12 protein-coding genes and 1 other RNA gene are annotated in these 13,525 nt (G+C 45.4%); 4 read left to right on the forward strand and 9 right to left on the reverse strand.

The features are described from left to right. Positions 1–3: 3 nt before the first annotated feature. Together nirD and nirB are read right to left on the reverse strand one after the other, a co-directional pair. Positions 4–321, reverse strand: a complete 318-nt coding sequence (gene nirD, locus L2D08_RS00860) for a nitrite reductase small subunit NirD (protein WP_242231822.1) — start codon at positions 319–321, stop codon at positions 4–6. A 15-nt stretch (positions 322–336) separates the two neighbouring features. Beyond that, entirely contained in the window at positions 337–2,748 is a 2,412-nt protein-coding gene (gene nirB, locus L2D08_RS00865; protein ID WP_242231823.1) for a nitrite reductase large subunit NirB, read from the reverse strand. Between the two features lie 182 nt (positions 2,749–2,930). Here nirB and L2D08_RS00870 point away from each other — a divergent pair, with 182 nt between their 5' ends. The 4 genes from L2D08_RS00870 (at position 2,931) to L2D08_RS00885 (ending at position 6,868) form a co-directional block, all read left to right on the forward strand. Further along, positions 2,931–3,257, forward strand: coding sequence for a MerR family transcriptional regulator (locus L2D08_RS00870; protein WP_242231824.1), 327 nt, complete (start codon positions 2,931–2,933; stop codon positions 3,255–3,257). A gap of 122 nt (positions 3,258–3,379) precedes the next feature. Beyond that, positions 3,380–4,042 (forward strand): hypothetical protein, encoded by a 663-nt coding sequence (locus tag L2D08_RS00875; protein ID WP_242231825.1) that lies wholly within the window; start codon positions 3,380–3,382, stop codon positions 4,040–4,042. 185 nt (positions 4,043–4,227) lie between these two features. Beyond that, positions 4,228–4,869 carry a GGDEF domain-containing protein gene (locus tag L2D08_RS00880; RefSeq protein WP_242231826.1) on the forward strand — a complete coding sequence of 214 codons (642 nt, stop codon included), beginning with the start codon at positions 4,228–4,230 and terminating at the stop codon, positions 4,867–4,869. Between the two features lie 148 nt (positions 4,870–5,017). After that, the gene (locus tag L2D08_RS00885) at positions 5,018–6,868 is read left to right on the forward strand and encodes a nucleoside-diphosphate sugar epimerase/dehydratase (RefSeq protein ID WP_242231827.1); all 1,851 of its coding nucleotides are present in this window, start codon (positions 5,018–5,020) and stop codon (positions 6,866–6,868) included. A 19-nt stretch (positions 6,869–6,887) separates the two neighbouring features. On the opposite strand, the gene L2D08_RS00890 is transcribed toward L2D08_RS00885, so the two are convergent. The 7 genes from L2D08_RS00890 to eno form a co-directional block, all read right to left on the reverse strand. Beyond that, positions 6,888–7,547 (reverse strand): acetyltransferase, encoded by a 660-nt coding sequence (locus L2D08_RS00890; protein WP_242231828.1) that lies wholly within the window; start codon positions 7,545–7,547, stop codon positions 6,888–6,890. A 149-nt stretch (positions 7,548–7,696) separates the two neighbouring features. After that, positions 7,697–8,058: a transfer-messenger RNA gene (gene ssrA / locus L2D08_RS00895) on the reverse strand. Positions 8,059–8,176: 118 nt separating this feature from the next. After that, a complete protein-coding gene (gene smpB / locus L2D08_RS00900) occupies positions 8,177–8,644 on the reverse strand; it encodes an SsrA-binding protein SmpB (RefSeq protein WP_046174343.1) in 468 nt (155 codons plus the stop codon). An 18-nt stretch (positions 8,645–8,662) separates the two neighbouring features. Beyond that, a complete protein-coding gene (rnr, locus tag L2D08_RS00905; RefSeq protein ID WP_242231829.1) occupies positions 8,663–11,023 on the reverse strand; it encodes a ribonuclease R in 2,361 nt (786 codons plus the stop codon). Positions 11,024–11,048: 25 nt separating this feature from the next. Further along, the gene (locus L2D08_RS00910) at positions 11,049–11,795 is read right to left on the reverse strand and encodes an alpha/beta hydrolase (protein ID WP_242231830.1); all 747 of its coding nucleotides are present in this window, start codon (positions 11,793–11,795) and stop codon (positions 11,049–11,051) included. A gap of 81 nt (positions 11,796–11,876) precedes the next feature. Next, positions 11,877–12,113 carry a preprotein translocase subunit SecG gene (secG, locus tag L2D08_RS00915; RefSeq protein ID WP_375337554.1) on the reverse strand — a complete coding sequence of 79 codons (237 nt, stop codon included), beginning with the start codon at positions 12,111–12,113 and terminating at the stop codon, positions 11,877–11,879. A 102-nt stretch (positions 12,114–12,215) separates the two neighbouring features. Next, positions 12,216–13,511, reverse strand: coding sequence for a phosphopyruvate hydratase (eno, locus tag L2D08_RS00920; RefSeq protein ID WP_242231831.1), 1,296 nt, complete (start codon positions 13,509–13,511; stop codon positions 12,216–12,218). Positions 13,512–13,525: the final 14 nt, after the last annotated feature.

Consider the following 13,525-nt stretch of genomic DNA (forward strand, 5'->3'; position numbering starts at 1 on the left):
TCTTTAAATAAATAAGTATACGTCGCCATCTTCAATAACGGCTTTATAAGTGGACACACAGCCAACATCCGGTGCCTGCACTTTCCCATCAGTTGTACAAATTTTCCAGTCATGCATCGGGCAGAAAACGTGCTCGCCGCTGACAATTCCTTCTGCGAGCACCCCGCCTTTATGCGGGCAGCGATTTTCAATCGCCCTGACCGTGCCATTTCCAAGTTTAAACACAGCCAGTTCCAGCTCTCCCACCCGGACGGTTTTTCCCATTTTCTCCGGTAAATCCGCAACGGATGCGATCCGTACCTTCTCCAATGTTTTTTCCATGTTCACAGCCCCCTTTTATTTTGTCGTGCTCACAAGCTCTGTTTCATATAGTTCTTTTCGGATTTTTTCACTTTCGATTACTTCTTTCCACGGCTCTTTTGTGACAGACAGCGCTTCGTCGATCCGGGCGTTCAGCGCATCACGCGTTGCTTTATCGGACAGAACTTCTTTAATATGGTCAAGGCCGACACGCTCTACCCAGGCCGCCGTCCGTTCAAGATATACCGCATCCTCCCGGTAATACTGCATAAATGCACCTGTCATTTCCATTACTTCTTCGTTCGTTTTTACTTTGCAGAAAAGATCAGCTGCCCGCAGATGGGTTCCGCCATTTCCGCCAACGTATATTTCCCAGCCGCCGTCTACACCCACGACGCCAATATCCTTGATGCCAGATTCTGCACAGTTGCGCGGACAGGCAGATACGGCCATTTTCACTTTATGCGGTGTGCCGATTCGCTCGAATTTCTTTTCCATCTGGATGCCCATACTCATGGAATCCTGGGTGCCGAAGCGGCAGAAACTTTCACCGACACAGGTTTTAACTGTTCGTAATGTTTTTCCGTACGCATAGCCGGACGGCATATCCAAATCCGCCCACATACCTGGCAGATCCTCTTTTTTTACACCGAACAAATCAATCCGCTGGCCGCCGGTTACTTTGATGAGCGGCACATTATATTTATCTGCTACATCAGCAATTTTCCTCAGGTCATCTGCTGACGTTACACCGCCATACATCCGCGGTACAACTGAATAGGTACCATCTTTTTGAATGTTGCCGTGCATCCGCTCATTCACAAATTTAGAGGCTTTTTCATCCTCGTATTCTTTCGGATTAATCATGCCCAAATAATAGTTCAGTGCTGGACGGCACTTTGAACAGCCGCCGTCTGTTTCCCAGCTAAGCACATTCATCACTTCTTTTGTATGAGTCAGCCCTTTTTCGCGAATTGCCTCAACGACTTCATCACGGGAAAGTGTGGTACAGCCGCAGATCGCTTCTTTTTGGTTCGATGTGTCAAATCCATCTCCTAATGTATGGGCAAGCAGGTCTACAACTAGCGGTTTACAGCCGCCGCATGAACGGGATGCACTCGTGCAGGCTTTTACCTGGTCCACAGTGGTCAGCCCATCACGTTTGATCGCTTCCATGATGGTGCCTTTTGATACGCCGTTACAGCCGCAGATCAATTCACTGTCATCCATAGATGCCACCAGGCTGGCTCCATCGGCGGCTTCTTCCGCCGCACCAATGTATTCCTCTACATCCGCTTTCTTATTAATCAGGCGAAGCAGCTTGTTTCCTTCACTTGTGTCCCCGAACAAAACAGCACCAGCCATTTTTCCGTCACGGATTAAGACTTTTTTGTACACGCCTTTCCAGTCGTCAAACATTTTGATCGTTTTCGTTTCTTCATCTTCTACAATCTCACCGACCGAGAATACATCCACACCCGAAACTTTTAACTGTGTGGACAGGACTGAGCCTGCATAGCCGGGAGCCGGTGTATCACAAATGTGCGCTGCCATTGCTTTTCCCTGCTCATAAAGCGGTGCAACAAGACCGTATACAATTTCACGGTGTTCTGCACACTCCCCAACCGCGTACACATCAGGAATATTGGTTTCCATAAAATCGTTGACGAGAATGCCCCGGTTTACGGCAATGCCGCTCTCTTTCGCCAGCGATGTATTCGGCCGGATACCGACCGCCATCACGACCAGGTCCGTTTCAATTTCTTCGCCGTCATTAAAGCGGATACCTTCTACCCGGTTTTCCCCTAAAATCTCGGCTGTCTGCTTTTTCATTAAGAAATTCATGCCCTGCTTTTCAAGCTCTTTTTGCAGCATTTTGCCGGCTGTTTCATCGAGCTGTCGCTCCATTAAAAAGTCGGCCAGATGAATGACGTTTACTTCCATGCCTAGATTCAAGAGCCCGCGTGCTGCTTCAAGGCCAAGAAGGCCGCCGCCGATCACGGATGCTTTTTTGTATTGCTTAGAGGCATCGATCATTTTTTCGCAGTCTTTAATATCTCGGAATGCGGTTACGCCTTCGTTCTCATGCCCCGGCACCGGGATAATAAATGGAACCGAGCCTGTCGCAATAATAAGTTTGTCATATTGGACTGTCCGATCTTTTGTGGTATGAACACATTTTGTTTCTGTATCAATCCGCGTTACCCCTTCACCTGGATAGAGCTGAATGTTTTGTTCTTCGTACCAGTTCCAGTCGTTTAGCGTAATGTCAGCGATCGTTGTATCTCCTTGAAGGACCTTTGACAATTGAATGCGGTTATAGTTTGGATAAGGCTCTTCTCCAAAAATAGTAATATGAAACCGATCCGGGTTAATTTTTATTATTTCTTCAATAGACCGGACACCGGCCATCCCATTTCCGATTAGTACGATTTTCTCTTTTGTCATCTGAACATCCTCCTTGGTGGCTGTTGATAGTGTTGATTATAGGAGACTTAAAAGAAGTAGTCACAATAAATGTTATATAATCTCACATAAAAATTAATTGTTAGAAAATATAACATATAATCGTTACATAAATTAACGGATTGATATATAATAGTACAGGTAATCCATTTCGAGGTGATTCCATGACAGATGAAGAGAAAAGCTATAAGACGAAAAAGGTTATTACAATTGGAATTGTGAGCGAGTTAACCGGCTTGTCTGAACGCCAGATTCGCTATTATGAAGAACGCCAGCTTATTTTCCCTGACCGCTCAGAAAGAGGCACGCGAAAATACTCCTTTGGCGACGTGGAAACACTGATGGATATTGCCAACCAAATGGAAGATGGTGTCCGGACATTTGAAATCAGGCAGGAAATGAAGAAAAGACCAGATCAAGACAAATTAAAACGAAGCATGATCAAAGGCCAGCTGAATGCACGGTTCGGTATTCAAAACAAGTTCAAATGAAAAATCCCGGAATCTTCATCCTCCGGGATTTTTCATTTGAAAAGCACATTTAACAGAGCACTGAATTCATTAGGATGCCCTGTAAAGCTATGGTAAAATGCAAGTAAAAAAGGATTTATAATATGAAGAAAGATACATGGAACGCTCTCTTTCAGCCTGATCGGCCTGAAGATGAGCCGTTCTGCCGCGAGCATGGTGAAATGCTGTTCGCCAGGCTTCGGTTTGTTTGTTTAATGGTTGTCCTGTCTTACCCGCTTTATTTGGCTTTGGATCTTTACTTTTTGTCAACGGGAGAAAAGAGATTAAACTTGGGCATTCTCGCTTTTTTATATTTTCTTTCGTTCTTTATGTCGCTCACCTTTTTGCTGGCCCGTAAGCGGCTGATCCGGCGCCAGCAGTCTGGCAGGAGGGATGTGCTGCACTACGTATATAGCTATTTTTGTTTTTATATCTTCATCGGCGCGTCCGGATCGTTAAACAGCCAATTTTTAACCGGCAATATTTACGCGTATTTAATTATTTTACTGGCAGCTTCTGTGATTTTTCCGATTCCTCCTAGAAAATCCGCAGTCATGCTGGCCGGCATCCATGTTTTGTTTCTAGCCGGATTAATGAAAATTGGCGGTTTTTCGCTTACATCGATTATGAATATGATTAATTCGACCGCCGCAGCCGGCATTGCTTTTTTCTATCGTCCACCTTTTATTTCTATCGAAAAAAAGAGATGGAAAGCCAGCAGCAGCTTCAAACAAATGAAAAAACATTTCGCCTTTTATTTGATTTGAATCCGCACCCGCTCATACTGGCACGGCTTTCTGATTATTAGATTATCCTTTTTAATCAGCGGGCATCTGCCTATTACGAAAGAACTCAGCTGTACGATAAAGGCGCTGGCCTTCTTTTTAAAAATTCGTATGAGGAGCAGAATATCGTTGATGTTTTACAGGAGAAAGGAAGTATCAAAGGATATTTGACACCGTATTTCGATCCCGCAAAAAAAGATATTTGGATTATGCTGAGTGTGGAATTAGTTGATTATTTGCAGGAACCGTGCCTCCTAATCGGAACAACGGATGTAACAGGCTTTAAAGCGGAAGAAGAAAAACTATCGGCGCATGCCTTTTTGGATGAACTGACAGGTATTATGAACAGCCGAAAAGGGCTGAATGTCCTTTCCAGCCTGATAAACAGCCGCCAGGCCCAGCCCTTTACACTCTGCTACATTGATATTAACGGATTAAAAACTGTTAATGACCGTTACGGCCATAATAAAGGTGACCATTTTATAAAAGCGATCTGCCGGGCAATTCAAAAATCTCTGTGTGAAGAAGATCTTTTATTTCGAATGGGCGGAGACGAGTTTATTATTCTTTTTCCCAATCAGCCGCCGGAAGCGGCCAATCAAGCCTGGGCTGCCATTCAATTAGAGTTTGACCGCAACCACCAGATCTCCCGGCAGCCGTACAAATTGTCGGCCAGTCACGGCATCTGCTATTACCACCCCGGCATGAATATTTCTCTTGAAGAGCTGCTTGAAATGGCTGATCAGGAAATGTATAAAGAAAAAAGAAGCCGGCGTCACAACCCCTGTACTCCTTCTTTCCAAAAATAACAAAAATCAAACGAAGAACAGTAATGTTTTCGTTTGATTTTTATTTAACAGCCTGTTTTCCTCTCTTTGTTTCACCGATTTTCTCACATCTTATTCCATAAACTCATATAAAGTAAAGAGCTAAAAAGTATGGGATGGAGGCTTTGGTGTGAGCCGAACGAAACGATATGCCCTGGCGCTTTTCATGGATTTCGGGATTCTTTTTCTTTCTGTTGCGCTTTCCTTCTTTGTTTTCTATGAAAACGGCAGAGGGTTTACATTTTCCCAACTAGCATACATCTTCGCCTTGTTTTGGGTGGTACTGACGATTGGATTTCATCTTTTTCACCATTATCGCCACTTATGGCGTTTTGCTAGCATGGGGGAATCAAAGGTCATCGGAAAAAGCTTCACATTTGCCTTCGTAACAGGCGGCATGCTGCATCTTCTTTTTTCGGAGTGGAGAGTAACCACCCTGCCGTTTTCTTTTCTTTTTGTAACTTGGACTGTTTCTCTGGCAGCCTTTTTATTTTCACGGCTGATTTTATGGTCTATAAATGAAAACAAGGGCATTCCCAATAAAAACGGAAAGCGGACACTTATTATCGGCGCGGGCAATGCGGGTATTTTAGTAGTGAAAGAGTTGAAAAAATCGACGGTCCCTTTTTTATATCCCGTTGCTTTTATTGACGATGACCCTGAAAAAATCGGCCTGCACGTCCGGAATATGCCGGTTGCCGGCACAATCGCTGAAATTGAACGGGTCATTGAGCAGTTTCATATCGAAACAGCCATTATCGCCATTCCATCTGCTTCCGGAGGCGATATTACCCGAATCGTAAAAAGCTGTCAAAAATGCGGCGTCACTGTCCGGATTCTACCGCCTATTACAGATATTATTAATGGCCGTGTTACATTGAGTATGATTCGTGAGGTCAACGTGGAAGATTTGCTTGGACGCCCGCCGATCCAGCTGGATGTTCTCGGCATTTCTCATTATGTACAGGATAAAACAGTGCTGATTACCGGAGCGGGCGGTTCGATCGGCTCTGAAATATGCCGGCAGATTTCTTCATTTCAGCCGAAAAAAGTTCTTCTGCTTGGCCACGGTGAAAACAGCGTATATGCAATCGAAAAAGAACTTGAGCAGCTTCATCCTCACCTTCCCATCCAGGTACTAATTGGCGACATTCAGGACAAAAACCGGCTTAAACATATTTTTTCCACTTACCGCCCGCAGGTTGTCTTTCATGCCGCTGCACACAAGCATGTCCCTTTAATGGAACACAATCCGACAGAAGCCGTTAAAAATAACATCTTCGGCACAAAAAATCTGGCGGAATGTGCCGGCCAGTATGAAGTTGAAACATACGTTCAAATTTCCACTGACAAAGCAGTGAACCCAACGAGCGTAATGGGTGCCACAAAACGGGTAGCCGAACTTATTATCCAAACATTGAATCAGCAGAGTAAAACGAACTTTGTCGCGGTCCGGTTCGGAAACGTACTGGGAAGCAGAGGCAGTGTGGTTCCTTTATTTAAAAAACAAATACAAAACGGCGGTCCGGTTACAGTCACGCACCGGGATATGACCCGTTATTTCATGACGATTCCCGAAGCCGTACAGCTTGTCATCCAAGCAGGGGCGCTTGCAAAAGGCGGCGAGATTTTCATTTTGGATATGGGCAAACCGGTTAAGATCAGCGAACTGGCCCATAACTTAATTACCTTATCAGGACTGACACCAGGCAAAGATATCGAAATCCGCTATACGGGTATGCGCCCGGGGGAAAAACTGTACGAAGAACTTTTTACAACAGAAGAAGGCCACACGGCTTCCAAGCACCAATTGATCTACATAGCCAGAACAACGAACGTATCAAAGATCGACCTGCCATTCTGGCTGAACCGGCTGGAACAGCTTGTTTACGAACCGGGAAACGAAGAAACCGATACGGCAGTCAAATCCGTTTTAAAAGAAATCGTCCCTTCTTATCAGATTGATTTCTTTTTTTCATAACAAAATAAACTGCCCATCTTTATGATAAGTAACTGTCTTCTTTCTTTCTTGTTCGAATTACTTTAGCAGGAGTACCATATGCAACCCCGTACGGACCAATGCTTTGCAGTACCGTTGATCCAGCTCCAATAACGGTATGCTCTCCGATACTCACTGAGTGAATGACCTTGGCTCCAAGCGATACAACTGCACTATTTCCCGCTTTAACATTCCTGCCCAGCACCGCACCCGGAGCAACGCTGACAAAGTCACTAAGTATGCAGTCATGATCCACTGAGGAGTTTGTATTAATAATAGAATGCTCTCCTATAATTGTATTTCGGTTAATAACCGCACCTGCCATCACAACCGTACCGTCTCCTATTTTGACATTGCTGCTGATGCAGGCCGATGGGTGTATGACGGAAACAAAAGAAAAGTCAGGGACGAGTTTACGAATGGTTTCAACCGTTTTTTTCCGCGTCCAATTGTCTTCAATCGCCACAATGCCTCCACATACCTGTTTGCCCAATTTAAGCAAGGCGGACTCTGTTCCTACTACCCGATATCCGTATATACTCGTGTTAACGGGACGAACCGTATCAATAATGCCACATATAGCGTATTTTCTTTCTTTTTCAATAGCATCAATAATGACGCTCGCATGTCCGCCTGAACCGATGATGATGATTTTTTTCACACCAATCACCTCGCATTGTTTTACCAATGTATGCCGGTCTCTCGACTATATGCACTTTGTCTTGCCAATACTGGACAGGGTTGCTTTTTTCAAAACAAAAAAGCCTTGCGAAAGTTCGCAAGGCTTTTCTACATAGGTGCTCCATACAAGTATGGAGACGGCGGGAGTCGAACCCGCGTCCAAAGATAACGGCACCTGAGCGTCTACGGGCGTAGCTGCACTATTTCGGTCTCGCCGGCCCAACTGCCGCACAGCAGGCGTTTGGATCGGCCAGCCTGATTAGTCTCTTCTCTCATCCCCAGGCGGAGGAATTGAGCGTAGTCCGCTTAAAGTGAGCCCCTTACCCGACTGCACGGACAACAGCGGGAGGAGCACAGGCTAACCTAAATTAGGCAGCTTGTAGTTGAGTTTGTTGTTTGCCAGTTATTATAGGCAAGTGCGTTTTGACAGAGCCGACCCTCTGGCCCGCAGCCCAGGCTCGAACTACCCCTGTCGAATCCGTAACGTCCCCGGATTAAATTTGAACAGGATGTTCTGGATTGTGCTAAGAACATTTCCTGACAAAGTAGTATCGAAGCATAGCTGCTTCATCGTGACAGAATCTATCATACCACAAACAAACTAGTTATTCAACCCTTTTGACGATCACGGAAGGCGCGCTCAATGTCGCGTTTTGCTTCTTTCTGCTTTAAATCTTCGCGTTTGTCATATTTCTTTTTCCCTTTTGCGAGGCCAATTAACAACTTTGCATATCCGTCTTTTAAATAAAGTTTTAAAGGAACGATCGAGTAGCCCGCTTCTTTCGTTTCACCGATCAATGTATTAATTTGCTTCCGGTGCAGAAGAAGCTTTCGCGTACGGAGCGGCTCATGGTTATGAATATTTCCCTGCTCGTACGGGCTGATATGCATATTGTGGACGAACAGTTCGCCATTTCGAATGCGGGCGAATGAATCTTTTAAATTCACTCGCCCCGCCCGGATTGCTTTAATTTCGGTTCCTAAAAGTACAAGGCCCGCTTCATATGTTTCTTCAATAAAGTAATCGTGGCGCGCTTTTTTATTTTGCGCGACCACTTTTCCTTCTCCCTTTGGCATTGGCTCATCCCCACTTTCTTACTTGCGTTTCTTTTTCTTCGCAATTCCTTCGTAAAATTTACGTTTTTTCTTTTTTTTCGGCGGCTGGTTCGACCATTCGCCGCCCTCTTTCATATCTGGACGCGCCGGTTTTCTCGACGGTTTGTCTTCCCGTTTAATGGCTTGTGCTTTCCTGCCGCGGCCGCGCGGCTTTTTATCCGCCGTGCCCTCTATTCCGGCTGGGCGCTGGCGCTGTTTTTTCATGCCCACGATTTCAAAGTCGACAGACTGTTCTTCTTTATTTACATCACGCACACGGACGGTAATTTCGTCCCCAATGCGGAAGACATTGCCGGTCCGCTCACCGATCATAGCATAGTGGCGTTCATCATAACGATAATAATCATCTGTCATATACGAAACGTGAATCAGGCCCTCAATCGTATTTTCAAGCGCCACAAACATACCGAAGTTGGTAACAGAGCTGATAACCCCATCATACTCTTCACCAATTTTATCAAGCATAAATTCTGCTTTTTTCAGCTCATCTGTATCGCGTTCTGCCTCAACAGCCCGGCGTTCCATGCTGGATGTGTGATCAGCGATTTCCGGAAGGCGCGCATCCCACTTTTCCCGTGTTTGCGGCGTAAGATCACCGTTGACTAAATACGTACGAATTAAACGATGGACAATCAAATCCGGATACCGGCGGATTGGAGAAGTGAAATGCGTGTAAAATTCTGCTGCAAGCCCAAAATGCCCTAAGCTGTTCGCATTATATTTTGCCTGCTGCATGGACCGAAGCATAACAGTAGAAATAACTGTTTCTTCCGGTGTGTCTTTTACGTTTTCAATAATTTCCTGCAGGGCACGCGGATGAACAGAATTTGCTGTCCCTTTCACATTCAAGCCAAAATTCGTCAAAAACTCAAAAAAGCGCTGCAATTTATCTTCCTTCGGATCTTCGTGAATCCGGTATATAAACGGAACATCCATCCAGTGGAAATGCTCTGCTACTGTTTCATTTGCCGCCAGCATAAATTCTTCAATCAGTTTTTCGCCGACAGAACGTTCCCGAATGACCACATCAGTCGGATGCCCGTCTTCATCTACAAGCACTTTTGCTTCCCTGAAATCAAAGTCAATGGCACCCCGGTCCGTGCGCTTTTGGCGTAAAATGGCCGCCAGGTCTTCCATTCGCTCAAACATCGGCACAAGTGCTTCGTACTTAGCGCGCAGTGCTTCATCTTTATCAACCAAAATCCGGTTTACATCTGAATAAGTCATTCGTTCTGTCGTTCGGATGACGCTGTCAAAGATTTCATGGCTGACTACTTCACCAGATGCGTTAATTTCCATTTCACACGACATTGTTAAACGGTCTACTTTAGGGTTCAATGAGCAGATGCCATTGGACAAGCGGTGCGGAATCATCGGGATTACCCGGTCAACTAAATAAACACTTGTACCACGCTCATAGGCTTCCCGGTCAATCGGGGAGTTTTCCGTTACGTAGTGGCTGACGTCGGCAATGTGAACACCGAGCTTATAGTTGCCATTCTCAAGCTTGGTTACCGTGACCGCATCATCGAGATCTTTTGCATCCGCTCCATCAATTGTCACGATGACTTCATCGCGAAGATCCCGGCGGTTCGCAATATCTTTCGGATCAATTTCATCCGGCACCGCATTCGCCTGCTCCAGCACTTCTTCCGGAAACTCCTGTGGTAGGCCGTGTTTATAAATAATCGACATAATATCGACGCCAGGATCGTTCTTATGCCCGATGATTTCTTTTACTTCGCCTTCTGCCGCCTGGCGTCCTTCAGGCCAGCGTGTGATATGGACAACGACTTTGTGGCCGTCAATCGCACCGGCTGTTTTTTCTTTTGGAATAAAAATATCAGCAGTGAATTTTTTATCGTCTGTTTCCACAAAGCCAAAGCTTTTTTTGTCGATGAACGTACCGACAATGTCCGTCTGGCCGCGTTCTAAAATACGGACAACAGTACCTTCCCGTCGTGTCCCGCTCTGGTCTTCTTTCGTTACACGGACAAGCGCCGTATCGCCGTTTAAGGCTCCATTTGTTTCATGCGGCGGAATGAATACATCATCCATTCCCTGCTCATCCGGCAGCAGGAAAGCAAACCCTTTTGCATGTCCGGAAATCTTTCCGCGCACAAGGTTCATTTTCTCCGGCAGGCCGTATCGGTTTGCGCGCGTCCGCACGACTAAACCGCGCTCTTCCATGTACACGAGCGACTTAACAAAGTCACGGAACCCTTCCGAGCCTTCAATGCCAAGCACTTCTTCAAGCTCCTGCACTGTGAGCGGCTTGTACGATTCTTCTTTCATATACGTCAATAATCGATCGACGATTTTCTCTATGTGCTGGTCCATCTGGAACCCGCCTCCTTTTGCGAAGTTACACGGTCCAGTCAAGCGTTTGGAGAAAGGCAAGAATATCTGCATGCAGCTGCTCTTTTTCCTTATCCAGTGTAATCACATGACCGGACTCTTCGTACCACTTCAATTGTTTTTCGTCTGTTTCCACGCCTTCAAAAATCACATTGGCGCTGTTGGTATCAATCATCTTGTCGTTGCGTGCCTGAACAACAAAAACCGGTGCATAAATGTGGTCAATATGGCTGCGTACATCTTGTACAAGCTCACGAAGCGCCGCCAGCGTATTCATCGGTGTTTGTTTAAAGGCTTCTATTTCTTTTTCAATAACATCAGCGGATTTCCCTTCAAATTTCTTGAACCCGCGTGCGTATTCCACAACCCCATTGTACATCGTCTGCTCGTCTTTCATCGCCATTGGGGCACACATTGGAATAATACCCTTTACAGGTTTAGTATAACCGAGTTTCAGTGCAAAAACACCGCCGAGCGACAGTCCGCATACTGCAATTTCTTCATAGCCAAGGTTCAGCAGATGCTGATAGCCTTCCTCCACATCCTTCCACCAGTCTTCAGGACCCGTTTTCACCAGTTCTTCAGGCGGAACCGCATGTCCTTTATAGTGTGGTGCATGTGATGTATACCCATTTTTCTCAAGAAAACGGCCGATCATGCGCACGTCAGATGAATTTCCAGTAAAGCCGTGTAAAAGTAAAACAGCCCGTTTTCCCGCTTCGAATGTAAATGGAGTTGGCAGTGTTAGTTTCATGTAAGTCAATTCCTTTCTTTTTTCGGATGATGGAGGCTTTGGGGCATAAAAAAAAGCGATTCAGCCGAATCGCCTTTTTTATTATAAACCAAAGTAAGAAAGCGCAATTGTTAAAACAAAAAACAGAACAGACAAAATCACTGTCAAACGATGCAGCACCAGGTCAACCCCGCGCGCTTTCTGTTTTCCAAACAATTGCTCCGCACCGCCGGAAATCGCGCCAGAAAGCCCTGAGCTTTTCCCAGACTGCAGCAAAACAACCGCAATAAGCGCAATTGCTACAATCACGAGCAGTACAATAAGCACTGTATGCAACATATTTTTACCTCCATCAAAGACGAACCTATAGATGAGTGAATTATATCATACTTTCTGCACACGCGCAAAAAAGCCCGGCGGCCGCCGGGCTTTCGTTTGTTCTTATTTTTTCAAGTTGTAGAATGTGTCGTTGCCAAGGTATTGAGCAAGTTCACCCAGGTTGTCCTCAATGCGAAGAAGCTGGTTGTATTTTGCTACGCGATCCGTACGTGACGGTGCACCTGTTTTAATTTGGCCAGCGTTCGTTGCAACTGCGATATCAGCAATTGTTGCATCTTCTGTTTCACCAGAACGGTGAGAGATAACCGCTGTATAACCAGCGCGTTTTGCCATTTCGATCGCATCAAATGTTTCAGTTAATGTACCGATTTGGTTTACTTTGATTAGAATAGAGTTACCTACGCCGTTTTTAATACCTTCTGAAAGCTTTTTCGTGTTCGTAACGAACAAGTCATCACCAACAAGCTGTACACGATCGCCAAGGCGCTCAGTAAGCAATTTGTGGCCTTCCCAGTCGTTTTCATCCAAACCATCTTCGATTGAAACGATTGGGTATTTGTTTGCCATTTCTTCGTACCAGTCAACCATTTCTGCAGATGTTTTCACAACGCCTTCGCCAGAAAGGTGGTATTTGCCGTCTTCTTTGTTGTAGAACTCAGAAGAAGCAGCGTCCATCGCCAATTTAACTTCTTCGCCTGGTTTGTAGCCAGCACGTTCGATTGCTTCGATAATTGTTTGAAGAGCTTCTTCGTTTGAACCAAGGTTTGGCGCGAAACCACCTTCATCACCAACTGCTGTGTTCAAGCCTTTTTCATGAAGAACCGCTTTTAAGTTATGGAAAATTTCTGCTCCCGTGCGAAGCGCTTCTTTGAATGTAGGCGCGCCAACAGGCATGATCATGAATTCCTGGATATCAACGTTGTTATCCGCATGCTCACCGCCGTTTACAATGTTCATCATTGGAACAGGAAGCTGCTTGCCATTTACGCCGCCAAGGTATTCATAAAGGTATACACCATGGTAGTCAGCTGCTGCATGTGCAACGGCCATAGATACACCAAGGATTGCATTTGCACCTAGTTTGCCTTTGTTTTCTGTGCCATCAAGCTCGATCATTGCTTTGTCGATACCGATTTGATCTGTAACAACGTAGCTGCCTACGATTTCTGGAGCGATTACTTCGTTTACGTTTTTAACAGCCTGCTCAACACCTTTGCCAAGGTAGCGGCCTTTGTCGCCATCACGAAGTTCTACTGCTTCGTATTCACCTGTTGATGCACCAGATGGAACAAGTGCGCGTCCAAATGCGCCGGACTCTGTGTATACTTCTACTTCGATTGTTGGGTTTCCACGTGAATCAAGTACTTCGCGTGCATATACGTCTGTAATTACTGGCATTGTTTATTCTCTCC

This window comes from Domibacillus sp. PGB-M46, from assembly GCF_022668875.1.
In the GTDB taxonomy this organism is placed as follows: domain Bacteria; phylum Bacillota; class Bacilli; order Bacillales; family Domibacillaceae; genus Domibacillus.